Below are 24,552 nucleotides of genomic sequence, written 5' to 3' on the forward strand. Positions count from 1 at the left end.
GACTGGCGCGGCGGGGATGGTGGCGGGTTCCGTGACGACCAACCAGGTGTTCGGCGACGGGGGGCTGAGCTGGGGATGGGCCTACGCCTCGGTCGCCGTGGCGGCGCTGAGCCTGTGGTCAGGCGAGATACTGGCGGGGGAGCGCAGGGAGGCGCCGCTGGTGCCGCAGGGCCGGCGCGGCACGTACGTGCGGCAGTTGCGGGACAACGTCCGCGCGATCGAGACAATTGGTGTGGCCACTAATCCCCCTTACGCGCTGCAATTACGGCAGGTATATGTAGACGTGAGCCTCGCTCTGAAACCGCCGCATGACAACGGACAATCTCCGCAGAACGCTCCGCCTGGCGAGCGCAGATCGCTGGAATCGTTCCTGCGCGGCGACACCAGCCCCGTCCTCGTCGTCAAAGGCGACCCCGGCTCGGGAAAGACCACCCTCGTCCGTCACACCGCGCAACGACTGAGCGGCCCCACCCGGCCCGGCATCCGCCGTCCGCTGCCGGTCCTGCTGTACCTGCGCGACCACGCCGCCGCCGTCACCGGCGACCAGCCCCCCACTCTCGGCGCCGCCGCCGTCGCCGCGGGCTGGCTCCACGGCAAGGTCCCCGCCTCCTGGGTGGAACGCCGCCTCGACCGCGGCGGCTGCGTCGTCATGCTCGACGGCCTCGACGAGGTCCCGGACGGCGTCGTGGCCTGGGTGCGGCGCCAGATCGAGCGCTACCCCCGCAACCGTTTCATCATCACGACCCGCTCCCACGGCTTCCACCCCGACGACCTGCCAGGCGCCGAGGTCCTCCAGGTCCGCAGGTTCACCGGCGAGCAGATCTCCCGCTTCCTGCACGGCTGGTACTACGCCATCGAATGCCGGGACACCGAAGCCACCGGCAGACAGGTCCGCGCCGCGGCCCGCGCCAAGGCCGACGATCTGATCGCACGCCTGCGCGCCACCCCGGCCCTGTACGAGCTGGCCGCCAACCCGCTGCTCCTCACCATGATCGCCAACGTGCACGCGTACCGGAACCAGCTCCCCGGCAGCCGCGCCGACCTGTACGCCGAGATGTGCGAGGTCCTGCTGCACCGCCGCCAGGAGGCCAAACGCCTGGCCGGCGCCACCGGCCTGCGCGGCCCGCAGAAAGAGAACGTCATGCGCCGCCTGGCCCTCGTCATGACCCGCGACCACGTCAACGACATCCCCGCGGCCGCCGCCGTCGGCGTCATCGAGGAGGCCCTGCGCCAGGTCTCCCCAGACGTACGGCCACGCGTCTTCCTGGCGGAGGTCGTCAGAAGCGGCCTGCTGGTCGAACGAGGCCCCGACCTGTACGCGTTCGTCCACCCCACGCTGCAGGAGTACCTCACCGCGGAGCAGATCCGCCGCCACCCCGAGCTCCTCGGCCTGCTCACCGGCAACGTCGACGACCCCTGGTGGCGCGAGACGACCCGACTGTGGGCCGCCGGCGCCGACGACGCCACCCCCGTCATCGCCGCCTGCATCGCCTCGGGAACCGTCCGCGCACTGGCCCTCGCGCTCGACTGCGCCGAGGAGGCCGTCGCCGTCGACCCCCGCACCAGGGCCGAGCTGGAAACCCTCCCCGCCGACACCGACCCCGGCGGCGAGGACGACGCGCGCCGCCGCCTCATCACCGGCGTCAAGGCCTCCCGCGCACTGCGCGACGTCATCGTCCTCGGCGAAGGCACCGCCGTCTGCGCGCACCCCGTGACCCGCGAGCTATGGGCCCTGTTCACCAAGGACCGCAAGGCGTCCGGCAGGCACATCCCCCGGGACGACGATCCCGCGCCTGGCCAGGAGACCGACCCCGCCACCGGCATGTGGGCCGTGGACGTGACCCGTTTCGTCACCTGGCTCAACACCCACTTCGACGACGGCACCGTCTACCGCCTCCCCACCACCGCCGAACTGTCCGACCCCGCCGCCGGCCTCGTCACCGGCGTGGCGGGCCACACCATCTGGGCCCACGGCGAGACCCGACCCCGCCTGCACCGGCCCGACGGAGTCCCCTGGCCGTACGACGTCCCCCCACGACCCCTGCGCCGCCGGCCCGCCGCCGACCGCGCCGCCACCACCCCGTACCTGCGCATCGTGGTCCGCAGCCGCGCTCTGGACGGCGGCGTCGGCTCCGCCGGCCTCCTCGACCTCGGCCGGGACGGCCGCCTCACCCCCGACCGCGTGGAACGATTACCCCGCATGATCTCCTGGGCCGACGCCATGCAGGTACGCGAACTGGCCCGCGACCTCGCACGCGAACTCCACGTCCGCGTCGACGGCCCCACCAGGGACCTCCACACCGACTCGGCCCTCGACCACGCCGGCCTCACCGGCTTCCGTCCCACCACCCTCGACGCCTTCCAGCTCCTCGTGGCCTGCCGCGCCATGACCCGGCCCCGCAGATCACGCACCGGCGAGGAACTGGCCGACTTCGACACCTACCTCAGAGACCTGGTCTGCGGCCCCCTGAAGTCCCGCGACACCACGCGCAGACCCCCCGACGTCCTGACCCGCCGCGCACTCGACCTGCTGCACGACATCCCCGGCGACCACGACGAACCCATGGCCACAGCGGTCGGCCTGGCCGGCACCGTCCACACGACCGTCACCCCGATCCTGGACCGCTCGTCCCCCTACGACAAGACGACCCTGACCTGCGCACGCGTCGAACTCCTCGCCGTACTGGCCGTCCTCGCCACCCCGGCCGTGTCCGCACAGGTCACCAAGGCAGGCGTACCCGCCGTCGTCCCGAGGGTCGCCGTGACCCTGGCCGAGGCGTACCGCGGCCTGGTGGCCCTCCAAGAACGAGCCGCAGGCCGCCTCCCGGCGAACGAGGTCCTCCTCCTCGTCCGCCAGTGACGGCCACTGTAGGTCACCAAAAGCGATTGAAGACACACGCATAGTCACCATAGGCTCAACCGCGCGGACCGTCCGCTCCTCGCGGCGGCAACGGGGCCGGTGGCCGGCCGATCATGGTCCCGTCCGGCCACCGGCGGGTCCACCCCGCCACCAGCCCTCAACGTCGGACCGCCTCCCGCGCGCCACCGCTCAGCGCCGCCGGCCGGCGACCATGTCAGGCCGCTTCCAGCGCGGCACCGTCCGTCCCGATCCAGCGTCGACGGCCGGCCACGTCAGGTGGCCTCCTGTGCGGCGACCGACGCACCGGCATCCGGCGCATCCGTCTCCGGCCCGCCGGCCACCACCTCCTCAGGCGGATCGCTGAGCTGGTCACGCAGGTAGTTCCACACCACAGCGATCAACGCCGCCACCGGCACGGCCAGCAGGCTCCCCACGATCCCCGCGAGATTCCCCCCGAGCGTCACCGCCAGCAACACCACCGCCGCGTGCAGCCCGAGCCCCCGGCTCTGCACCATCGGCTGGAACACGTTCCCCTCAAGCTGCTGCACGGCCACGATGATGGCCAGCACGATCAGCGCATCCGTCCACCCGTTCGACACCAGCGCGATGAGAACAGCGACGAACCCCGCGAACAGCGCACCGACAATAGGAATGAACGCCGACACAAAGGTCAGCACCGCCAGCGGAAGCACCAACGGCACCCCCACGATCCACAACCCCAGCCCGATGAACACCGCGTCGAGCAACCCCACAAAGGCCTGCGACCGCACGAACGACCCGAGCGTGTCCCAGCTCCGCTCACCCACGACCAGCACGTCCGTCGCCAGCCGTCCAGGAAGCTGACGCGCCAGCCACGGCAGGAACCGCGGCCCGTCCTTGAGGAAGAAGAACATCAGGAACAAGGCCAGAACCGTCGTCACCAGCCCGTTGACCACCGTCCCCACCCCGGTGAGCGTGGCCGTGACAATGCTCCCCACACTGTCCTGAATCCGCTTCACCGCCGCGTCGAGCGCCGTACTGACCTGATCAGCCCCGATGTTGAACGGCGGCCCCGCAGCCCAGTTCCGCAGTTGCTGAATACCGTTCCCCACCCCCGTGGCCAACTCCCCGGCCTGCGACGCCACCGGAACCGCGATCAGCACCACCGTGCCGGCCATCAGCAGCAGAAACAGAACAGTCACCACCGAAGCCGCCAACGCAGGCGGCCACCCGAGCCCCCGCAAAAACCGGGTCACCGGCCAGGTGAGCGTGGTGAGAAGCAGAGCGATCACCAGCGGCCAGAGAACCGACCACATCTGCCCCAGAACCCACAACGTCACCACCGTCATCACGACGACAAGCAACATCTCCAACGAGATCCGCGCCGACGTCCGCAACGCACCACGAGTCTTACTCGCACTAATAGCACCAGCCACAAGCACACCCTAGGGGCACCGCACCGCAACCCCTACAGCCCTCCCGGCCGGTCGCCGCCACACCAGATACTCACCGGCCCCCGACTCTGCGGGTCAAGCGGTCAGTGTCTGCGGGATCGGGTTCTGTCGTGGTGTGTAGCCGGCGATCGGCCGGAGCCACCGTCCTGATCGCTGCGATCAACGAATAGCTCTGACCGACTTCGATACAGGGTTCAGGAGACCTGGTAGACCCACAGGCCCCAGTAGTACCTCTGATCGACGGTGTCCCACACATTCTGGACGCAGTAGTACGACGAGAACTGAGGGGTCTGGGTCAGGCTGTTGCCGAAATAGTGGCAGGCGTCCGAGGTGTAATACACGCCGAACCGCCACCAGCCGGGGCTCGCGGTTTTGGTGGCGGAGGAGCGGTCCGCAGGCGCGGCGGCCTGGGCCGGGGTCCCGAGGCCCATCAGCAGTCCGGTGGCGATGCCGGCAAGTGCAACAGCCGTGCGAAGTCGACGCATCATGTCCCCTCGGTCGAGGCCTACCACCTGCCGAGCATGACCCCAGGAAGAACGCCGGCGCGATGGCGATGATCGCCGATCGGGACGGCGGCACTTCCTCACGGAACTCGGCCACATCCGCCGTCCTTATTTCACGCGCTCCCCCGTGCGTCAACGTCAGCGGACAGTCCAAAAGGGAACCCCCACGACAGCCGTGAAAACTTCAGCACAGCCCCCTGGGTGCGTTTGTCCATGCGGCAATCCAGGGTCACCTGGGAAGAAAAGACCAGCCGCCTTAGAGGGGCAGGCGGCCGGTGTGTTCGGCGTCAGACCGGAATCTTCGTCCAGGAAGACGCGGGTGGAGCCGTCGAGGGAGCGGATCTGGGCCTCGATGGTGAAGGTCGAGGTGTCGGGATGTCGAGGCACATTTCGTACGTGTACGCCGTTGGGCCGGAGATGTTGTAGATGCGGCCGTCTATCGTCCCTCGTTGGAGGTTGGTGGGGATGTAGGTGGCCAGGACTCGGGTGTAGCCGCCGGTGGAGCAGTCGATGGGGGAGGTGGCTGCGGAGGCGGGAGCAATGCCGGTGAGTGTGGTGCCGAGGAGGCCGACAGACTCGCGAACGAGAGCCGTTCAGCAAGTCCCCCCATGCCGGACCAGTCCGCGAGCGCCTCGCGCCACGACCCGCCTACAGAGCAGCCTGAAACCAGACCGTCCTGCCTGCCTCGTCGTCGCAGTGGGACCCCCACGCCGTAGCGATCATGTTGACCAGCCACAACCCCCGGCCACCCTCGCTGTCGGCCTCCACCACCCGAGCCACAGGCGCGCTCGTGGCCGACCCGGCATCGGTCACCTCCACATGCACCAGCCGCGAGGAGACGGCCACCCGCACCGTCACCCGTCCTCCCTCCGTGCTGCCGGAGGCCGAGTACGCCACCGCGTTCGTGACGACCTCGCTCAACAGCAGCAGAACATCGTCCAGCGCCGGCCCCCCGACCCGCGTGACCAGCACCCCCCGCACCCACGACCGCGCCACCGGCACCGACGAGATCTCCCCGGGAAACTCCCCACTCCACACATCGGCCCCCGGCATCTCCCCACCGTGCCGCAGCACCTGCTCTCCCGACCTCACACGACCACCTCCGCCACGACCACGCGCACCGTATGCCTCGCGCTCGTCGTCGCCGGGCCGCCGTTCGCACATCCCCAGTGCGGACAAATGAGACCCGTAAGGACATAGTTCCGATCCCGCATACCTCGTCCCCTTGCTGATTCACGAGTGATGAGATTGCTTTCCTTTGTCCTGCAGAACAAAGAATCCGTGTGCTTAGATTGCTCCCGTGACCAGCGAAATCGGGGGCGAATCAGTACCCCAGAAAATGACCTGCGATGTCGAGGTGCCGGTTTAGATAAACCATCTATCCGGTATTACCCGCAACCCAGAAAGTCCGTTTTTAACCTCATTTCTGGAGGAACGCGATGAGCGTCGAGCCTTTCCCAGGCCCCGAATCCCCCCGCGCGCGTTTCGGTGCCGAGATGCGCCGCCTTCGAGAGGCCGCTCAACTGTCCCAGGCAGCCGTGGCCGCACGCCTCGGTTGCACTCAGACCCAGGTGAGCCGCCTGGAGGCCGCCACCCGCACCCCATCGGTCTCCGACGCCGAGAGGCTGGACAAACTCTTCGGCCCCAGTGACAGCACCTTCTTCGCAGACCTACGCAGGCGCGTCGTAGCCCGACCCAATAGCCCAGACTGGTTCACCGACTGGGCCGAGGAGATCGAGCCGGCAGCCCGCGTCCTCTGGTCCTGGGACCCCCTGCTGATCCCCGGCCTTCTCCAGACCCCGACCTATGCGCGTCACATCTTCAACCAGGAGCCCCAGATCGCCGCCGAGGAGGTAGAAGCACGCGTCGAGTCCCGCGCACAGCGCCAAGGCATCCTCGACCGAGACGACCCTCCCCTCTTCGTGGCCCTCATCGACGAAGGCGTACTGCGCCGCCAGGTCGGTGGGCCGGAGGTGATGCGAGAGCAGCTCGACTACCTGATTGAGATCACCGAGAAGCCCAACGTCTCCGTACAGATCGTGGACCCGAACTGTCTTATCGGCCTGCTCGGAGCGTTCATGATCGCTGAACTCAGAGATGGACAGCCACACGCCATTCACGCAGAATCCTCCGCCGAAGGTCAGTTCACCAGCGACCACAGGATGGTGACGACCATCCGCAACCGATATGAGGCGATACGTCTCTGGGCTTATCCTGAGCGTGTGTCTCTCAAAGTGATCGAGGAAGCGAGGCGGGAATGGACCTAAGTCACGCTGTCTGGCGAAAATCGTCCTACTCTGGAGGTACTGGCGGTCAGTGCGTCGAGGTCGCCGGCAACCTGCCGAGTGTGGTCGCGATACGCGACAGCAAGTTTCCGGATGGCCCCATACTCACGTGTGGTCCGTCCGAGTGGAGCTCCTTCGTCGTCGGTGTCAAGGCGAGCGCGTATCCATCCAAATGATCGAGAAAGTAGACAGGAATGGATCTCAGCATTGCTGTTTGGCGTAAATCGTCTTTCTCCGGCGGTAACGGAGGTCAGTGCGTCGAGGTCGCCGGCAACCTGCCGAGTGTGGTCGCGATACGCGACAGCAAGTTTCCGGATGGCCCCACGCTGGTCTTCAGTCCTTCCGAATGGCGATCCTTCGTCGCCAGCCTCAAGTAGGCCGCATCGCCTGGCGGCGGCACCGCGCCGCCTCCGGACAGCCTGATCCGCAAGGCCCCACGAACAAGGGGGAGGAACAGCGGGAGATACCTCAAGACGCTGAGGAAGGCCGACCTGCCTCATCGATCGCGGCCTCGTGGAACGCGTCGGCGAGAGCTGCGATGACCCCCTTGAGTGCGGGCCCCTCGTTGAAGAAGTAGTCAGCCATGGTGTTGTGCGCCACCTGGTTGTCGGCAACGGCCTCGTTGACAGCGGAATGGAAGTCTGCGACTCCATGAACTGCTTCTTCGAGTTCACCCGGGTCTGGGTGGACCAGGCCCGGGTCGGCGAGCAGTCGCTGCAGCAGCCCCTGCACGAACTTGCGGATCTGGGACTCGACGAACGACTCGGCGTCGAAGAGGTCGTTCAACCCAGGCTCGCCGCACCACAGCGGAGGAGGCCGACGCAAACCCGAGCGCGAGATCAGCGGCCTCGGCGGACTCCACCTCGCACATGCCGCACGGGATCGGGCCCCACCGGTCACAAGCCCTTGGCTCGACTCGGAACAGGTGCCGTCGCACCTGGACAAGCTGGTGTGCGTTGAGGGGCCGACGTGCGCTGGCAGGCAAATGACGTGCACGTAAAGGCAAGAATCTCTGTTGTCGGCACGTTGTGATGAGCACGTCATTGCCTACCACGAAAGGATTGGCGTGAAGCCGGTCAGTATTTCAGTGAATCCGCTCCGCGGTATACGCCGGTTCCGCCGGTCGTTGACCGTGATCGCCGTCATGGCGATGATGACCATCGGTTTCATCGGTCCTGCCAGCGCGCAGACGGTGACCTGCAACGTCGGTACGTACAGTTGCAACACCGATATCATCCCGGCCAACGGCAGTGGCCACTGGGTCAAGTGGAGCGTGGAGAACGCCGCCTGGGACGACTCCAACTACGCTGTCTACGACGCGGACAACGGTGCCATTGTGGGACAGGGATACATCGGAACCGGAAACAGTCGCAGCGGAAGGATCGACGGGCTCTACGGTCGTTACTACCTGAAGGTGTACAACAGCTCCTGGGACACGATCGGAATTCTCTGGAATTCGTAGCCGGGGAAAAGGCCGGCCGCCTCGCCGAGCGAGGCGGCCGGGTCGTCTCCGGTCAGGCGGCGATCTGTTTCTCGTTCCAGGTGTATCAGGGGTAGGTGCTGCCGGGGCCGGTCATGGTGCCGTTGAGCTGCCAGAAAGCGTTGGCATCTGCATTGAGTGGAAGGTTGGGGGTCAGTACGGCCAGCCGGGGACGTTCAGGCGGATGCGGTAGAGGCCGAAGTTGCCGGTGTTGCCGCCTCGGGAGGGGGTGCCTGAGGTGATGTAGAGGGTTTTGCCGTCGGGGCCGCCGAAGGCGACGTTGGTGGTGTTCTGGCCGGCGAAGATGGTGCCGATCTGGGTGCCTGAGGGGGAGAAGACGCGGACTCGGCCGTCGTTGAAGGAGGCCTGGTAGAGGTTGCCGGCGCAGTCGATGGTGGCGCCGTCCGAGCCGTTCACTGAGGCGAAGTCGGAGCGCTGGCCCACGGAGCCGTCGGAGTTGACCGGCCACTTGTAGACGCGGCCGGTGCCGTTGCCGCCTACGTAGAGGGTCTTGCCGTCGGGGGAGAGGACGATGCCGTTGGGCTCGCGGATGGTGTCGTCGATGAGGCTGACGACGCCGTTCTTGACCCGGTACACGCCGGTGCGGCCGGACATCTGGTCGGGGCGGTTGGCGCGCTGGAAGTCGGGGTCGGTGAAGTAGACGGTGCCGTCGGCGGCGACGGTCAGGTCGTTGGGGGAGTTGAAGGCGCGGCCCTGGTAGGTGGAGGCCACTACGCCGCGTGCGCGGTCGGACAGGCGGAAGGAGGAGACGCTGCGCTGGTCGTGGGTGGCGGCCAGGAGGGTGCTGCCGTCGCGGCTGATGGCCAGGCCGTTGCTGCCGGTGTTGGGGATGAAGGTCTCGAAGGTGTTCGGCTCGGTGAAGCGGAGGACGTCGGCGGGCTGGACGTTCTCCGATCCGGTGCCGTCGCGCATGAGGGACAGCAGGAGGGTTTGGCTGGTGGCGTCCCAGGCCGGGCCTTCGAGGAAGTTGAAGCCGTCACGGATCTTGGTGGCGGTCACTGAGGTGGTGGGGAGAGGGTTGGGATAGGTCGTGCCTGTCGTGCACGGGCCTACGCCGGGACGTGGGGTGCCGGGGGTCGGCGTGGGGGTTGGCGTAGGTGTGGGAGTTGGAGTCGGTGTGGGGGTGGGGGTGGGGGTGGGGGTCGGCGTTGGAGTCGGTGTGGGGGTGGGGGTGGGGGTGGGGGTGGGGGTTGGCGTAGGTGTCGGTGTGGGGGTCGGCGTCGGGGTCACCGGGACGGGGCCGCTGCACATGTAGCCGTTCAGCCAGAACGTGTTGGGGATGGGGTTCGTGCTGGTGATGGTCGCGGTGAAGCCCAGGCCGGTGGCGGTGCCGTTGGTGGGGATGGAGCCGTTCCACGGCAGGCTGGTGGCGGACACCCGGGTGCCGGACTGGGTCCAGGTGGCGCTCCAGCCGGACGCGATGCGCTGGCCGGAGTCGGGGAAGTCCCACTCCAGTTTCCAGTTGCTGATCGGGTCGCCGAGGTTGGTGATGGCCACGTCGCCTTGGAAGCCGCCGCCCCACTGGCTGACGATCTTGTACGTCACCTTGCATCCGGCGGCGGCCGCGGCCGGCGTCGAGACCGCTGCTACTCCACCGGCGGCGGCCAGTGCGGCGGCCAGTGCGGTGGCCGCGACAGTGGCGAGACTTCGTCTCATCAGGAAGTCCTTTCGGGGAATGACGACGGCTACTGCCGGCCGCTCGATGGGGCCGGTCGGGGACGGAGAGCCGCCGGTACGCCACACGGCGCGCCGTCGGCCGAGCCTCACGAAATTAAGCGATTAAGTTGGGGGTCGCGATTAACGGTCCGGCACGGCGTTCGCGTGGTGAGACGCGGTGTGATCACCTTCGCCGCTACGGCTGGTCGCGCGCCGCGCCGGAAGCCGTCTCAGCCTGGGGGAACGCGACCGGCCGTTCGTACGGTGAGGTGATCGCGGTACGGAAGGAGCCCAGGCCAGGGTGCTGAAACGTTCAGCTTGCCGTCGAGAGCTGTGGCATGTGCGATTGGTACAGCCGGTCGGCGGTCACGCGTCGATCGGGATGAGAGTGCCGTCCAGGAGTACGACACGCGTTTTTGTCGCGGCGTGCCGCGCGCGGCGCCTCGTCCCGTGCCGACGTGCGGCCGGCCAGGCGGCAGATCTTGTCAGCGATCAGGGCCAAAAGGCAGTCAGGCGCCGCAGGCAAGCCGGAGGTGAAGCGATCATGGGTGACCGCGAAAAGAGTGAATCGAGAATCGAGTTCTCTCCGCTCGTGAACGGAGTCGACTATTTGCTGAGCGCTGTCGAACATCTGGAAGGAGGGCCGTCCGCGCGGAACTTGAAATACGCGGTGTTACACCTCCAGGCCGGCGTCGAGGTGCTCCTGAAATCCCGGCTCATCATCAATGACTGGAAACTTGTCTTCGGCAGGCCAGGCAAGGCCACGCTGGAGAGCTTTCGAAAAGGTGACTTCTACAGCTGCAGCGCGGAGGAGGCACTGTCTCGGCTGTCCGATATAGGTGTCGAAATTCCGAAGGACGCGAGAGAAGAAATCACCTATTTGAGCCGTCAGCGAAACCGGCTCCAGCACTTCGGTCTCACCGACACGGCGGCAGCCGTCGAGGCTCGCACGGCCAATGTGCTGAATTTTCTCCTGGATTTCATCAGAAACCACCTTCAACCTGTGCTGCTCGACACCGAAGCCGACCACTTGGCCACCCAGATGAACCTCGTGCGGTCTCGCCTGCACCGTATCCAGAGCCTCGTCACCACTCGCATGCAGGCGCTGGCCCAGCAACTGTCGCGAGCGCCGTGGCAGACCCTTCATTGTCCCCAGTGCGGCCAATGGGCCCTGGTGGTCGACACTCAAGAATCCACATGTCTGTTCTGCCACGCTCAACACGACAGGCAGGAACTGCCGCTCGACTACGTCGCGATCATCCTGGAACAGGGCTACCGCGCTTTTCGCAAAGGAGAGCCCTACGCGGATCGCTGCCCCCAGTGCGACGACGAAAGTCTTGTTCACGGCGTTCTTGTGGCAGCCGACCCCGACAGGCCGATGCGCTTTTGCTTCAGCTGCGCTGAAGCGTTCGACAACATCGACGACTGCACCCGCTGCGGACTGCCGTTCATAACAGTCGACGACGAGGGGGGTCTCTGTGGAGGGTGCTGGGACGAATTGACATCAAGAGACTAGGCGCGTGCACAAAAGGAGTGCCGGCTTCCACAGGTAAGAATGTGCGCTTCACGGCTTTCCGGCGAGGCGGAGCCGGTCCGGGCTCTGTAAGACGATCTCGCGGCAGATCAAGGGGACGAGTTGCTGCGTGGCGGGTCCGGCCGGCCTAGTCGTCGAGGGCTTCGGTGTAGCGGCGTGCGAGGGTGCGGATGTGGGTGACGAGTTCCGGGGGGCCGTCCACGCGGAAGTCCATCATGAGCATGCTGAGGTAGATGGCGATGGTCTCCAAGGCGTCGGCGCCGGTCACCAGGACGCTGGTGTGCGCGTCGACGGCCTCCACTATGCCTACCGCCGGGTTGATGCGGGCTATCACGGTTTCGGCGGGGGCCAGGACGGTGATGCGGGCTTGGACTTTCCAGCCGGTTTTGGCTACTTCGCGGAGGACGAAGGCGACCAGGTCGTCGTCCGGCAGGGAGCGTGGCGCGAAGTGGCGGGATGCGGGTCGGACGTCGGTGAGGTCGGCCACGGGGAGGGCCTGCCAGGTGTGGGTGGTGAGGGGGTAGGCGACGAGGAACCAGCGGCGGCGCCAGTTGATGAGGCGGTACGGCTCGACCTCGGTCTCGGTGGCGGTGCGGGTGGTGAGCAGGGTCGTGTGGTCGCGGATGGCGGTGGCAATGGTGGTGAGGGTGGTGGCGGGGACGGGTGCGTCGGGTTCGCGGGAGCCTACGGTGGCGGGGCCTACGGCGGTGGCGGAGCGGAGGGCCGTCACTTTGCGCTGGAGGTGTTTGGGGAGGACGCGCTGGAGTTTGGCGAGGGCTCTGGTGAGGCTGGCGTCGATGTCGGCGATGCCGGTGGAGCCGTCTTCGGCGAGGCCTACGGCGAGTGCGACGGCTACGGCCTCGTCGTCGTCGAGGAGGAGTGGCGGCATTTTGGCGCCTTGTCCCAATCGGTAGCCGCCTACGGCGCCGCGGGTGGCGTGGACGGGGTAGCCGAGGTCGCGGAGGCGCTGGATGTCCTGGCGGAGGGTGCGGCCGGTCACGCCTAGGTGGTCGGCGAGTTCGCGGCCGGTGTGGGAGCGGTCCTGCAGGAGGGACAGCAGGCGCAGCACTCGGGTCGTGGTCGGTGCCATCGATTTCTCGCTCTCCACACCTATTAGGAACGAAAGTAGCCTAATGGGGTCGTAGCGTTGGTGTCACAAGCAAGGAAGAACTTCGAAAGGCGTGAACATGAACACCACCGACAGCGCGACCGTCGAGTCTCTCCGGCCGGTGTGGCGCGGGGTGCTGGCGGCCTCGTACCAGGCGCTGGAGCGCACCGTCGCGGGGGTGCGGGACGGCCAGGAGGACAACGTCACGCCGTGCTCGCAGTGGTCGGTCACCCAGGTCATCCAGCACGCCGCCGGGGACCAGCTCGCGTACGCGATGAAGCTCGGCGTCGGGAACGGGCCGGCGTACGACCCGTTCGCGCCGTCGGGGACCGTGGACGGCACCGCGGCGGGGCTGGTGAAGGAGGCCGTCGAGCAGACGGCCGCGGCGTGGGCCACGGTGTCCGACGACACCGCGACCGTTCCGACGCCGTTGCCGCACGGCGACCTGCCTACCCCGGTGGCCGCGGTGATGTGCGCGCTCGACGCCGCCGTGCACGCCTGGGACATCGCGGTGGCCACGGGACAGCCGTCGCCGCTGGACGACGAGCTGGCGGGCCACCTGCTCGCCGCCGCGCGGGGGATCGTCGAGCCGCTGCGGCAGTGGGGTGCGTACGCCGCCGTGGTCGAGGCCGACGGCGCGCCGTCCGCCACCCCGGTGGTGGACGAGCTGCTGCGGTACCTCGGCCGCGAACCCCGCTGACGCGGGACGGGTACACCGGCGATCGCGGGACGGTTACGGCGAGCGGTTACGGAGTAGCATCTAGCCGTGCAGAGTGCCGGACGATCGTCGGGGAGCAGCCGGGCCGACCAGGCCGACCAGAGGCGGGCCGAGTTGCTCGACGCGGCGCGGCGGGTGGTGCTGGAGCGTGGCATCTCCAGCACCCGGGTCGCCGACATCGCCAAGGCGACGAACGTCAGCGGCGGGCTCATCCACTATCACTTCGCCACCAAGGACGAGCTGATCACGGCCATGCTGCGGTCGACCATCGACGGTGAGGTGGTCCGGCTCGGTGAGATCGTGCGCGGGTCCGGGCCGGCGGTGGAGCGGCTGGACCGGGTGCTGCGGTACTACATTCCGCGCACGCGTTCCGATCAGAGCTGGATCCTGTGGATCGACGCCTTCGCGGCGGGACTGCGCGAGAAGGTGCTTCAGGAGATCCTGCTGGAGCTGGAGTCGGCGTGGATCGGCGCGGTCCGGCAGGTCATCGAGGCCGGGGTCGAGTCGGGGGAGTTCACCTGCGACGACCCCGAGGGTGCGGCGGAACGGCTGGACGGCATGCTCGACGGCCTGATCATCCGCTACACGTTGCATCCCAGTGTGCTGTCACGTAAGCGGCTGCTGGAACACGCGCGCGTCGCCGCCTCGCGTGAGGTGGGGCTGCCTCGTAGCGCCTTTCCCGTCTAGATCGTGACTCGTTCCCCGTGACCGTGGCGATCGGCGCGTCCCGGACATCAAGCCTTCGCCAAGGGAAGGCGAATTAGCCCCAGGACGGGCCCGTCGTTCCCCGCGACCACGAACCTTGCTCCCTACCGTGGACGCAGGTGATCATCGGGCTCTCGCCCATGGCGGGGGCGTTGACATGTTCGGGGAACAAGCATGCGACTCAGGCTGCTCGCGTTGATGTCGGGTACCGCGCTGACTTTGGCCGTGCTCACCGATCCGGCCGCTGCCGTGGACACCACGGTGACCTTCACGGTCACCTCCGGCGCGTTGACCATCACCGCGCCTGCGGGGCCGGTGAGCCTCGGCAGCGCGGCGGCGGGCAACAGCGTCAGCGGGCCGATCGGTTCGATCACGGTGACCGACGCACGAGGCGGAGTCCCCACCTCGGACTGGACCGCCCGTGTCTCGTCCACAGCCTTCGTCGGCCCGTCCGACACGGTCCCCTCCTCCGCGGCGACCTACACACCCGGCCCCGGCACGCTGATCACCGGGAACGGCACCCTCACCTCGGGCCCCGGCGGGACCCTGGACGTACAGCGGGTCGCCATGTCCTACAGCGGCGGCACAGGTAACAGCCAGGCGACGTGGAACCCGACCATCGCCGTGGCCATCCCGCTGTCGGTGGGCCTTGGCACCTACAGCGGGACGGTGACTCACTCCGTTGCCTGACCCACGACGCGGCAGTCCGGCCATCGGTGTCCTGCTGGCCGGACTGTGTGCCGGCGCGGTCGCGGTCGCGGCCGTGCCGGTTCCCGCCACGGCCGGCTCCTCGCCGGCGTCGTCCCCGAGGAGAGACGACCCCCGGGGAGGACTGGGTATCCGGCTGGTCGACGCACCCGTGGCCCGTCGCGCCGACCCTCGTGCGCTCAAGGGTGTGGTGGACCACCTCGATCCTGGGACCACCGTCAGGCGGCGGATCGAGGTGTCCAACAGCAGCGGGCACCCGATGCGCGTCCAGTTGTATCCGGCGGCGGCCGACATCCGCGGTCACGCGTTCGTCTTCGCGCCTGACCGCACCCCGAACGAGCTGACGAGCTGGACCACCGTCAGGCCCGCGGAGATCGACCTGGCCCCCGGTCAGGCACGCAGAGTGCGGTTCACCATTCGTGTGCCGTCCGAGGCGTGGAAGGGTGAGCGGTACGGCGTGATCTGGGCTCAGGCCACCGCCGAGCCCGACAAGGCGCGGAACATCGGCCTGGCCATCCGGGTCGGCATCCGGATGTATCTCGACATCGGCCCAGGCGGCGAGCCGCCGTCCGACATGAGCATCGACCGGCTCACCCCCGAGCGTGACGCGTCAGGCCGTCCGGTCCTGGCCGCGCGGGTGCACAACACCGGTGGCCGGGCCTTGGACCTGTCCGGCTCGCTGTCCCTGTCGGACGGGCCGGGTGGACTGCGCGCCGGACCTTACCCCGCACAACTGGGGGTCACCCTGCGGCCGGGGGAGTCCGGACGGCTGGCCGTCGTCCTGGACCCACGGCTGCCGCAAGGGCCCTGGAAGGCCGACCTGGTGGTCCGTAGCGGCATGATCGAACGCGAGGTGTCCGCGACCGTCGTCTTCCCCGAAGCCGGAGTGGGCAGGCCCGTCGCCTTGACCGGCACCTCGTGGCTCATCCTTCCCGCGCTCGTCGTCGCACTGGGTCTGGCGGCCGCCGGGATCGTCGTCTGGAGACGCCGGCGGGCCGGACCCCACCCCGAACCCCGAAAGGCGTAAATGCGCAGACGTACCCAACCCCCTCTCGTCACCATGGCCGTACTGGCCGGTTGCGTACCCGCGGCGGTCCTGCCGTCATGTCCGGCGTCCACGGCCGCTTCGTCGGCCACCTACGTCCTGGCCCGCGCCGGGGCATTGACCATCACCGCACCTGCGGCGGTGTCCCTGGGCAGCGGTACGTCCGGAAGTCAGCGAAGCGCGCAGATGGGGACGGTGACGGTGACCGACACGCGCGCGCCAGGCGCGGGTGCCTGGACGGCCACTGTCTCCTCGACCGATTACACCCGCACCACCCCGCCGGTGGCCACGATCGGCCGGGCCAACATGAGCTACTGGTCCGGCCAGGCCACCGCCACCCAAGGAAATGGGCCGTTCGTTCCCGGGCAGCCGACCGCCGCGGCCAGGGTCACCCTCGCCGTCCCACGGACGGCGTTCTCCCGCACCGCGCAAGGGGGGGTCAACTCCGCCTCCTGGAATCCCACCCTGGTCCTGTCCATCCCCTTCGCCGGCGTGACCGCCGGCACCTACACCGGCGTCGTCACCCACTCCGTCGCCTGACCGCCGCCACGTCTTCGCCGGCCTGGGAGGACCGGTCCCGCAGGCCGGCGAAGACGATGGTGAGGGTGCGTTCCTGGAGATCGGGGGACCAGCCGGAACGCAGTGCGCCTTGGCAGGTGGCGGTGAGCAGGGCCATGACCTCGTCGAGGCGGACGGCGGGGTCGACGGCGCCGCAGTGTTGCGCGCGGCTCAGCAAGGTCTGCACGGCGGCGCTGAGGGTGAGGACGGGACCGGAGACCTCCAGCTGTACGCCGGTGTCGGCGGCGAGCAGGTCGGCGACGGTCTTCTTGGCGGCGGCCTGCGCGACCATGTGGCGGAAGTAGTCGAACAGGGCCGTGGCGGGGTCGCCGTCGGCGGCGAGGGTCGCGGCCTCCTCGGTGAGGCGCTCCAGCAGGTCTTTGACGATGGCCTGCAGGAGGTCTCTTTTGGTGGGGAAGTGTCGGAAGACGGTGCCGATGGCCACGCCGGCCCGTGCGGCGACCTCCTCGGTGGACGCGGACGCGCCTTTCTCGGCGAACACGGCCGCCGCCTCGGCGAGGATGCGGGACCGGTTGCGCTTGGCGTCGGCGCGCACAGGCGATTCAGGCATGCGGAGATCCGTCCGTGAGGAGGTCGCGGGGCCGGTCGGTGCGCATAGGCGATTCAGGCATGCGGAAGTCCGTCCGTTGACAAGATGAGTCGGCACTCATTATTTTCCAACGTGAGTCGTCACTCATCTTAGTCGGCTGGAAGGATTCGCCATGCGCACACCACGCGAGCTGTTCGAGGATTTCCCCATCTTCGGCGAGCACGAAGACGTCCTCGCCGACGGCCTCGTGGTCGAGACGCCGTTCGCGCCGCCGGGCCGGCCGCGGCGGTGGGTAGGCAAGGAGGAGTGGCTCGCGTTCGCGCGGCCCGGACGGCAGGCGTTCCCGTTCGAGCTGCGGCGCCGGAAAGTGGTGGTCCACGAGACGGCCGACCCCGAGGTGATCGTGGTCGAGTACGAACTCGGTGGCACGTTGCCGGACGGACGCGAGGCCTGGGCCCCGTTCGCCGGGGTGCTGCGCGCGAGGGACGGCAAGGTCGTGCTCTGGCGTGAGTACCAGGACCCGATCGCCGTCGCGGCGGCCACCGGAGGACTGCCGGGTCTGGTGGCGTCGCTGCGCGGGGATTGACACCGGTGACGGCACTGAGTTGACTGGGTGATCAGTCAGCCTAGGAGAGGATGCCATGACGTCCCTGGTACGGCTCACGCCGGAGCAGGACGAACTGCGCGCGCGGGCCCGCCGGTTCGTCGACGAGGAGCTCGTGCCGCACGAGGAGACCGCCGAGCGGTCCGGCGGCCGGCTGCCGTCCGGCGTCGTGGCCGGCATCATGACGGCCGCCGTCCGCGCACGCCTCAACGGCGGCAGGCACAGCGTCGCGCACGGCGGCCAGGGGTGGTCGGCCGTCGACTACGTCGTGGCGCACGAACAACTCGGCCGCAACACCAACGGCCTGTGGTGGTGGGTGCCGGACGCCTACAACGTGATGTCCGCCGGCACCCCGGAGCAGATCGACCGATACCTGCGGCCCGCACTGCGCGGCGAGGGCTGGCTGTCGTACGCCGTCACCGAGGAGCACGCCGGCTCGGACCCCTCAGGCATCCGCACCACCGCGCGCCGCGACGCCGGAGGCTGGGTCCTCGACGGTGAGAAGTGGTTCGTCACCAGCGGCGACGTCGCCGCCGCGCACATCGTGGTCGCGCTCGCCGAGGAGCACGGCCCGACCCTGTTCGTCGTGGACGCCGCCACCGAGGGCCTGACCTTCACCGACGACCCGCCGTTCACCCACACCTTCCCGCACGGCCACCCCACCCTGCGCCTGGACGGCGTGCGCGTCCCCGAGACCGCGGTCCTCGGCCCGCTCGGCGGCGCGGACGACCTCCAGCGCGCGTGGTTCGTCGAGGAACGCCTCGGCATCGCGGCCCACTGCGTCGGCGCGATGAGCAGACTCCTGGAGGAATCCGTCGCCTGGGCCACCGCCCGCGTACAAGGCGGCGTGCCGATCATCGAGCACCAGGGGGTGGCCTTCCCTCTCGCCGACTCGGCCGCCGACGCCGCCGCGGCCCGCCTGCTGGTGTACGAGGTCGCGTCGCTGGCCGACTCCGGCACCGACCCCAGGATCGTCCACGCCAAGGCGTCCCTGGCCAAGCTCTTCGCCAGCGAAGCCGCACACCGCTGCGCCGACCGCGCCGTCCAGACCTTCGGCGGCCGCGGCTACATGCGCACCACCCCGGCGGAACGCTTTCTGCGCGAACTGCGCGTGGACCGCATCTGGGAGGGGACGAGCGAGATCCAGCGCCTCGTCATCACGCGCTCGATGCTCCGCCGCGGCGTCCCGTCGGTCATCGCCTGACCGCGGGGTCAGCCGTACTGACGTCGTCCGCGTGGCAGGGACCAGCCGGTGAGGAGAAGGAACACCGCGAAGGCGGGGAGAAACGTGTAGTTCCAGATCTGTTCCCTGAGCACGATGAGCAGGACGGCCGTGACTATGTCGGCCACGAGCAGCGTCCCGTACAGCCACCGCCGGCCGTCGTGCGCGGGGTCGTCGGATCGCGCGAGCCGGAGGCAGAGCAGAGCGCCGGACAGGACGAAGAAGAAGGCGCTCACCGGCGACTTCTCCAGGTCCTGGGGGGTGAGTTCACCCAAGGATCCCGCCACGATGGAGTCCCAGGCGACGATGTGCCACCACCCGACCCCGAGGAGGGGGACATGGAGCAGAGGCACGGCCCACAAGGCGATACCGGCGGACACCGGACGGGACGGCGCGGCAGGTGGCACGGCGCGAACCTGCGCACCACCGTACGCGGGAGCCTGGCCGTACGGCGTGGACGGCGCGTAGGGATCAGGCAGACCGTACATGACGCCGTGCGGCGGACCGGCGGAAGGCGAGCCGGGGTGCTGCGTGTTCCGCGGCCGGGTGCGTGACCGCCGGTCGGCAAGCCAGCTGTCGACCGCGACCAAGGTCGCGACGAGGGTGAGGAGCGGGATCACCAAGAGGTCCATGACGGTACGGACCAGGTCCATTGGGTCAGCATCGCATCGGCGTGGCCCTGCTACAAGGAGTGCCGGTGGTCGCCGTCGAACATCTCGGTCAGCCGTTCCGTGAGCTCGCGTGCGGCGGCGGGAGGCATGACGGCGACCTCGTCGGCCGAGACGACGATCTCATGCTCGTCGCGGGTCAACCGTACGGTGACCTCCGCCGGCCGAGTGCCGAGCCAGGTCACGACCATGTCGGCGAAGGCGGCGGTCGCTACGCCTGAGGCCAGTGTCACCTGTAAGGAGTCCACCAGAGGGCCGAGGCGGTCTCCCTCCGTCTCGACCTCCACGATGCGCGCACGGCCCCGGATCGACCGCTCCTCGATCACTCGCTTGTGCAGCCGGCGTAACTCCCCCGGGTTCTCCGACCATGCGGTGACCACGAACGTCATATGCCCTCATCACTGGAAGCGGGTGAACGTCACCAGTGTGACGCAGGATGATCCGGCAGCGATGATTCGTGACCCTCAATGAGGGGTGCGTGTCGTCGCATGGTGGCGATCATGGCGAGGACGCAGCCCGCGGTGTACAGAGCGGCGACGATGGAGAAGACCGCGCTCGGGGTGAGGGTCTCGGCGGCCGGGCCGCTGACGGCGAGGCCGATGGCGCCGGCGGCGAGGACGACCGTGGCGAAGGCGGACATGCCTTGGCTGCGCAGGGGTGGGGGGATGCGTTCGATCTGCATGGCGGCGCCTGGGCCGTTCAGGAGGCCGAGGAAGACGCCGGCGAGGAGGAGCATCACGCCGAGGGTGATGAGGCGGGTGTCGACGACGATGACCCACAGGGCCAGGGGCTCCAGGACGCAGCCGGCGAGGATGAGGCGGGTGCCGGTGAAGTGGCGGAGCAGGCCGAGGACGAGGATGTTGCCGGCCACGGCGCCGGCGCCGAAGAGCATCAGGAGCAGGCCCGCGGTCTCGGCCTGGCCGCCGTAGCGGAGGAAGGCCATCACGGGGATGGCGGCGAGGACGATCTGCACGGACATCTCGCAGGCGCACTGGCCGAACGTCCACGGTCGCAGGACGCGGTCGCGCAGGAGTACCGCGACACCGGCGGACACCTTGGCGGGGGTGGTTCGCGCGGGGCCGGTGGTGCGGACGGCCAGGGTGACGAGCAGGGACGCGACCAGGAAGCTGGCGGCGTCGAGGACCAGGACCTGTGCGGCGCCTACCCAGGCGATGAGGACGGCCGCGACGGCGGGGCCGAGCAGTGCGGCGCTGCGGGCCGCGCCGACGAGCAAGGTGTTCGCACGTTCCAACGCGCGAAGACCGTCACCTGCCAGGGACGGCAGCAGCACGCGTTGCGCGGCGTGGTACGGCGCGAAGAAGGAGCCGACGAGGAACACGATGACGAGCAGCACGGGGAACGACAGCAGGTCGGCCGCGTACAGGGCCGGGACGAGGCCGATGAGGAGGCCTTGGGCCAGGTCGGAGACCTGCATGACGCGCCGGGGACTGAACCTGGCGGCCAGTGCGCCGCCGGGGATGCCGCAGATCGCCATGGCGGCCATCTGGGTGGCCAGCACGGCGCTCATCCGGCCGGCCGAGTGCGTGGTCTCCAAAACGAACCACGGCAGGGCCAGCCGGGTGGCGTGGTTGCCCGTGACCGAGATGGTCTCGGCCACGAGCAGTGCCGTCAGGGAGGGCCGCGCCAACGGTAGGTCACATCGAGGCCATGTCCCGTAGGGCGGCGGTCGAGCCCCGGCGGCGCAGGACGAGCCAGGCGAGGACAAGGGCCAGAGCGGAGGCGGCGAGCAGCAGGGTCGCCAGCGCGTTGAGCGCTGGGGTGGGGGCGGTGCGGACGGCGCTGTACAGCTTGATGGGGACGGTCACCGAGGACGCGTCGGGGGACAGGAAGGCGCTGATCACGAAATCGTCCATGGAGGACGCGAACACGATCATGGCGCTGGCGAAGACGGCGGGGGTGAGCAGGGGGAGCACGACCAGGCGCAGCGCCTGCAGGCGCGAGGCGCCGAGGTCGCGGGCCGCGGTCTCGTACTCGTCGCCGATGGACGCCAGGCGCGAACGGACGATGATCACGACGTAGGAGACGGAGAACGTGACGTGGCCGAGGACCATGGCGGGACGGCCGAGCGGCACGAACAGATAGAGGTTGGTGAACACCAGGTAGAGCGCGCTGCCCATGACGATCTCGGGGGTGGCGAGCGGCAGCAGCATCAGGCCGCCGGCCGCGCGGCCGGTGCGGCCGCGCCACCGGGCCAGGCCGATGGCCAGGGCCACGCCGAGCGGGGTGGCGACCAGGGTGGTCAGGGCCGCGAGGACCAGGCTGTTGACGAGCGCGGTGTGCAGGCCGGGGTCGGCGGCGACAGACGCCGGGTCGCCGGCGTACCAGCGCAGGGAGAAGCCCTGCCAGGTGCTGCGTGAGCGGCCGGCGTTGAAGGAGAACTGCACGGCGACGAGGACGGGGAGGAGCGACCAGGCGACGTACAGCCAGGTGAGGGTGGCGAGGACCACGGGGCCGCGGCGGACGGCACGGCGCCGGGAACGCTCCTCGCGAACGCGCGGTCGTGGTCCGCGCGGCGGGTGCTCATGGCGTCGTACGTCGTGGGTCGTCATGTGAGGTCGCGTTCCGCGCGGCGGGTGGCGATGAGGTAGTAGGCCATGAGGGCCATCAGCAGAGCGGAGAGGATCAGCACGAGGGAGGCGCCGAGTTCCTTCCTGGAACCGCCGAGGAGGTAGAACTCGATCTGGTTGCCGACCATGGTGGTGGTGGGGGAGCCGGAGACCAGGGTGGTGGTGTAGTAGTCGCCGAACATCGGCAGTGCCGTGATGGCGGCGGCGGTCATCAGGCCGTGGCGGGACAGCGGCAGGGTGACGTGCCAGAACGCGCGAGCGCCGGTGCAGCCGAGGTCGCGCGCGGCCTCGAGCAGGCGCTCGTCGACCCGGTCGAGGGTGGAGAACAGCGGGACGATGAAGAACGGGATGTAGCCGTAGACCAGCGCGAGGATCACGGTGTACGGGTTGCCGGACAGCCAGCGCACCGGCTCGCTGATCAGGTGGCCCGCCATGAGCAGGTCGTTGACGTAGCCGTCGTCCTGCAGCAGGTTGAGCCAGGCGAGCATGCGCGTGATGTAGTTGATCCACCACGGCGCGAGCACCAGCGCGAGCAGCAGGCCTTTGCGGCGGCCGGCGTGCCGGGCCAGGTAGTAGGCCACCGGGTAGCCGATCAGTACGCACACGGTGAGCGCGACGCCGACGTACAGCAGGGTGCGCAGGAACACCGGCCGCAGGTCGCCGGTGAGGCTGCGCTGTACGACCTCGCCGAACGTCGTGACGTCCCAGTAGCGCGGGTCCCACTCGGGGATCGGCGCGTTGAACAGCGGGTCGGTGTAGCCGAACGCCACGGCGGCCACCGCGTAGAACGGCACCGCGAACAGCGCCAGCAGCCACAGCGTGCCGGGTGCCGCGAGCGCGGCCCACAGCCCGGTGCGCGCCACGCCGCGCCGCGCCGTCGCGCGTCCGGTCACCCTCACCCGTTCACCGCCTCGTCATCCGATCCTCTATCGTTTCCCACCCCCCGTCCGTTGCGCCGCCTGGTGTCCGCCACCGGCCGCCGGTTGTCAGCGTCCGGCCTTGAACGCGGCCCAGGCGTCGTTCCACAGGGCTTCGGCGGGTGGGCTGATCTGGAGGATCTGCAGGCTGCGCGCGTAGACGTCAGGGGTAACAATGGTGGATTTGAGCTGTTCTGTCACGAATCCATCGGTCACCATCTTCTCCGGCGTGATGGCGGTGAGCGCCGGCTGATAGCCGGTGTAGGAGAAGTTCTGCTCGGCGACCTTGGGATCGAGCAGGTGGTCGATGAACATGTGCGCCAGCACCGGCTTGGTGGCGTTGCGCGGCACAGCCATGGTGTCGGTGCCGACCACGCCGAGGGACGCGTCGGGGTACCAGTAGCCGAGCACCTCGGCGTCCACACCCTTCGGCAGGTACGCCTGCGCGTTGATCATGTCGCCGGACCAGCAGTGATGCACGGTGGCCTGGCCCTCGGCGACGAGCTGGTAGGCGGAGATGCCGACCTTGACGCCGGTGCGGGGGATCAGCTCGGCCAGCCACGCGCCGGCCTGCTTGATCTTGGCGGGGTCCTCGGTGTTGATGTCGGTGACCCCGTTGCGCAGCATCGCCAGCGCCAGCCCCTCGCGCGCGTCGTCGATGACGTACGACTTCCCCTTGTACGCGGCGTCCCACAGCAGGTCGTACCCGTTGGACGGCAGACTCTTCACCCGGTCGGCGCGGTAGCCGATGCCGGAGGTGTAGGCGTTGTACGGCACGGTGTACCGCGAGCCCTTGTCGTAGAACGGGTCGCGCAGCTGCGGCCAGACCCCGGCGAGGTGCGGCAGGTAGGACGCGTTGAGCGGCTGGAGCAGCTTGCCGACGGCGGCCTTGGCGATGACGTCCGGCGTGGGGAAGCACACGTCGAAGCCCTCGCCTGCGGTGCGCAGCTTGGCGATCATCTCGTCCATCGTGGTGAACACGGTGACCTCGACCTCGACGCCGTGCTCCTTGCCGAACGCCTTGCACACGTCAGGAGAGATGTACTCGGCGTAGTTGAGCAGCTTGAGCGTGCCGCCCTTCTCCGGCTCGAGGCCGCTCGCGACGGCCGGCACGTCGGCGTGCAGCGGCAGCGTCGCGGGGGAGGTGGGACGGCTCAGCGGCACGGCGGACGCGGCGGCGGCGCGGCGTCCCGGTCGTTCCCCGCCGCACGCCGCGGCGAGACCTGTCAGCGTGGTCAGCCCTGCGACCTGCAGGAACAGGCGCCGGTTCAGTGGGTCGCGTGGGTGGGGGGGCATGCGCGGCTCATTTCTGGCATCAGGTCACCTCTTGCCAGACTGACTGGTTAACCAGTTAGTCTGGTGTGGAGGGTCCGCCGCCACAAGGCTCTC

At 68.8% G+C, this 24,552-nt stretch carries 26 protein-coding genes; 13 read left to right on the top strand and 13 right to left on the bottom strand.

The window, feature by feature from the left end:
- The first annotated feature begins 31 nt into the window (after positions 1-31).
- Positions 32-2,860, top strand: a complete 2,829-nt coding sequence (locus BJ992_RS12240) for an NACHT domain-containing protein (RefSeq protein WP_184980506.1) — start codon at positions 32-34, stop codon at positions 2,858-2,860.
- A gap of 272 nt (positions 2,861-3,132) precedes the next feature.
- Here BJ992_RS12240 and BJ992_RS12245 read toward each other — a convergent pair whose 3' ends face one another.
- From BJ992_RS12245 to BJ992_RS12255, 3 genes are all read right to left on the bottom strand, one after another.
- Positions 3,133-4,206 (bottom strand): AI-2E family transporter, encoded by a 1,074-nt coding sequence (locus tag BJ992_RS12245; protein WP_343072976.1) that lies wholly within the window; start codon positions 4,204-4,206, stop codon positions 3,133-3,135.
- A gap of 281 nt (positions 4,207-4,487) precedes the next feature.
- Complete coding sequence (locus tag BJ992_RS12250; RefSeq protein ID WP_184980508.1) at positions 4,488-4,781, bottom strand: hypothetical protein; 294 nt, start codon at positions 4,779-4,781, stop codon at positions 4,488-4,490.
- 663 nt (positions 4,782-5,444) lie between these two features.
- Entirely contained in the window at positions 5,445-5,888 is a 444-nt protein-coding gene (locus tag BJ992_RS12255; RefSeq protein ID WP_184980510.1) for an ATP-binding protein, read from the bottom strand.
- A gap of 347 nt (positions 5,889-6,235) precedes the next feature.
- Between BJ992_RS12255 and BJ992_RS12260 the strand changes: the two genes are divergently transcribed.
- The 3 genes from BJ992_RS12260 to BJ992_RS12270 are packed head-to-tail and all read left to right on the top strand — an operon-like array spanning position 6,236 to position 7,458.
- Positions 6,236-7,063, top strand: coding sequence for a helix-turn-helix domain-containing protein (locus BJ992_RS12260; RefSeq protein WP_184980512.1), 828 nt, complete (start codon positions 6,236-6,238; stop codon positions 7,061-7,063).
- The gene (locus BJ992_RS12265) at positions 7,054-7,257 is read left to right on the top strand and encodes a DUF397 domain-containing protein (protein WP_184980514.1); all 204 of its coding nucleotides are present in this window, start codon (positions 7,054-7,056) and stop codon (positions 7,255-7,257) included. Before BJ992_RS12260 ends, BJ992_RS12265 begins: the two co-directional genes overlap by 10 nt.
- Before the next feature lie 18 nt (positions 7,258-7,275).
- Entirely contained in the window at positions 7,276-7,458 is a 183-nt protein-coding gene (locus tag BJ992_RS12270; RefSeq protein WP_184980516.1) for a DUF397 domain-containing protein, read from the top strand.
- 91 nt (positions 7,459-7,549) lie between these two features.
- Here the strand turns inward: BJ992_RS12270 and BJ992_RS12275 are convergent, their stop codons facing one another.
- Entirely contained in the window at positions 7,550-7,867 is a 318-nt protein-coding gene (locus BJ992_RS12275) for a hypothetical protein (protein WP_221474785.1), read from the bottom strand.
- Positions 7,868-8,147: 280 nt separating this feature from the next.
- Between BJ992_RS12275 and BJ992_RS12280 the strand changes: the two genes are divergently transcribed.
- Positions 8,148-8,543, top strand: coding sequence for a hypothetical protein (locus BJ992_RS12280; protein WP_184980518.1), 396 nt, complete (start codon positions 8,148-8,150; stop codon positions 8,541-8,543).
- 171 nt (positions 8,544-8,714) lie between these two features.
- Here BJ992_RS12280 and BJ992_RS32145 read toward each other — a convergent pair whose 3' ends face one another.
- On the bottom strand, positions 8,715-10,238 hold the full coding sequence (locus BJ992_RS32145; protein ID WP_221474786.1) for an SMP-30/gluconolactonase/LRE family protein: 1,524 nt from the start codon (positions 10,236-10,238) through the stop codon (positions 8,715-8,717).
- Positions 10,239-10,782: 544 nt separating this feature from the next.
- On the opposite strand from BJ992_RS32145, the gene BJ992_RS12295 reads away from it, so the two are divergent.
- Positions 10,783-11,754, top strand: a complete 972-nt coding sequence (locus tag BJ992_RS12295) for a hypothetical protein (RefSeq protein WP_184980520.1) — start codon at positions 10,783-10,785, stop codon at positions 11,752-11,754.
- A 145-nt stretch (positions 11,755-11,899) separates the two neighbouring features.
- Here the strand turns inward: BJ992_RS12295 and BJ992_RS12300 are convergent, their stop codons facing one another.
- Positions 11,900-12,862, bottom strand: a complete 963-nt coding sequence (locus tag BJ992_RS12300) for a helix-turn-helix transcriptional regulator (protein ID WP_184980522.1) — start codon at positions 12,860-12,862, stop codon at positions 11,900-11,902.
- 97 nt (positions 12,863-12,959) lie between these two features.
- Here BJ992_RS12300 and BJ992_RS12305 point away from each other — a divergent pair, with 97 nt between their 5' ends.
- The 5 genes from BJ992_RS12305 (at position 12,960) to BJ992_RS12325 (ending at position 16,596) form a co-directional block, all read left to right on the top strand.
- On the top strand, positions 12,960-13,580 hold the full coding sequence (locus tag BJ992_RS12305; RefSeq protein ID WP_184980524.1) for a TIGR03086 family metal-binding protein: 621 nt from the start codon (positions 12,960-12,962) through the stop codon (positions 13,578-13,580).
- Positions 13,581-13,646: 66 nt separating this feature from the next.
- A complete protein-coding gene (locus BJ992_RS12310; RefSeq protein ID WP_184980526.1) occupies positions 13,647-14,285 on the top strand; it encodes a TetR family transcriptional regulator C-terminal domain-containing protein in 639 nt (212 codons plus the stop codon).
- Between the two features lie 192 nt (positions 14,286-14,477).
- Entirely contained in the window at positions 14,478-14,993 is a 516-nt protein-coding gene (locus BJ992_RS12315; protein ID WP_184980528.1) for a hypothetical protein, read from the top strand.
- A complete protein-coding gene (locus BJ992_RS12320) occupies positions 14,986-16,038 on the top strand; it encodes a DUF916 domain-containing protein (protein WP_246496614.1) in 1,053 nt (350 codons plus the stop codon). The genes BJ992_RS12315 and BJ992_RS12320 overlap by 8 nt, the downstream gene beginning before the upstream one ends.
- A complete protein-coding gene (locus BJ992_RS12325; RefSeq protein ID WP_184980530.1) occupies positions 16,039-16,596 on the top strand; it encodes a hypothetical protein in 558 nt (185 codons plus the stop codon).
- Here the strand turns inward: BJ992_RS12325 and BJ992_RS12330 are convergent.
- A complete protein-coding gene (locus tag BJ992_RS12330; protein ID WP_184980532.1) occupies positions 16,577-17,185 on the bottom strand; it encodes a TetR/AcrR family transcriptional regulator in 609 nt (202 codons plus the stop codon). The genes BJ992_RS12325 and BJ992_RS12330 overlap by 20 nt on opposite strands.
- A 151-nt stretch (positions 17,186-17,336) precedes the next feature.
- Here BJ992_RS12330 and BJ992_RS12335 point away from each other — a divergent pair, with 151 nt between their 5' ends.
- On the top strand, positions 17,337-17,750 hold the full coding sequence (locus BJ992_RS12335; RefSeq protein ID WP_184980534.1) for a nuclear transport factor 2 family protein: 414 nt from the start codon (positions 17,337-17,339) through the stop codon (positions 17,748-17,750).
- A 55-nt stretch (positions 17,751-17,805) separates the two neighbouring features.
- Entirely contained in the window at positions 17,806-18,972 is a 1,167-nt protein-coding gene (locus BJ992_RS12340) for an acyl-CoA dehydrogenase family protein (RefSeq protein WP_184980536.1), read from the top strand.
- Positions 18,973-18,980: 8 nt separating this feature from the next.
- Here the strand turns inward: BJ992_RS12340 and BJ992_RS12345 are convergent, their stop codons facing one another.
- The 6 genes from BJ992_RS12345 to BJ992_RS12370 all read right to left on the bottom strand — a co-directional run bounded on the left by BJ992_RS12345 (position 18,981) and on the right by BJ992_RS12370 (position 24,459).
- On the bottom strand, positions 18,981-19,643 hold the full coding sequence (locus tag BJ992_RS12345; protein ID WP_184980538.1) for a hypothetical protein: 663 nt from the start codon (positions 19,641-19,643) through the stop codon (positions 18,981-18,983).
- A gap of 29 nt (positions 19,644-19,672) precedes the next feature.
- Positions 19,673-20,047 carry an effector-associated constant component EACC1 gene (locus tag BJ992_RS12350; RefSeq protein WP_184980540.1) on the bottom strand — a complete coding sequence of 125 codons (375 nt, stop codon included), beginning with the start codon at positions 20,045-20,047 and terminating at the stop codon, positions 19,673-19,675.
- A 29-nt stretch (positions 20,048-20,076) separates the two neighbouring features.
- Positions 20,077-21,306, bottom strand: a complete 1,230-nt coding sequence (locus BJ992_RS12355) for an MFS transporter (protein WP_184980542.1) — start codon at positions 21,304-21,306, stop codon at positions 20,077-20,079.
- Between the two features lie 7 nt (positions 21,307-21,313).
- Positions 21,314-22,228 (bottom strand): ABC transporter permease, encoded by a 915-nt coding sequence (locus BJ992_RS12360; protein ID WP_184980544.1) that lies wholly within the window; start codon positions 22,226-22,228, stop codon positions 21,314-21,316.
- Entirely contained in the window at positions 22,225-23,145 is a 921-nt protein-coding gene (locus tag BJ992_RS32810; protein WP_184980546.1) for an ABC transporter permease subunit, read from the bottom strand. The genes BJ992_RS12360 and BJ992_RS32810 overlap by 4 nt, the downstream gene beginning before the upstream one ends.
- Positions 23,146-23,232: 87 nt before the next feature.
- The gene (locus BJ992_RS12370; protein ID WP_184980549.1) at positions 23,233-24,459 is read right to left on the bottom strand and encodes a polyamine ABC transporter substrate-binding protein; all 1,227 of its coding nucleotides are present in this window, start codon (positions 24,457-24,459) and stop codon (positions 23,233-23,235) included.
- Positions 24,460-24,552: the final 93 nt, after the last annotated feature.

It is taken from the genome of Sphaerisporangium rubeum (assembly GCF_014207705.1).
Lineage (GTDB): Bacteria > Actinomycetota > Actinomycetes > Streptosporangiales > Streptosporangiaceae > Sphaerisporangium > Sphaerisporangium rubeum.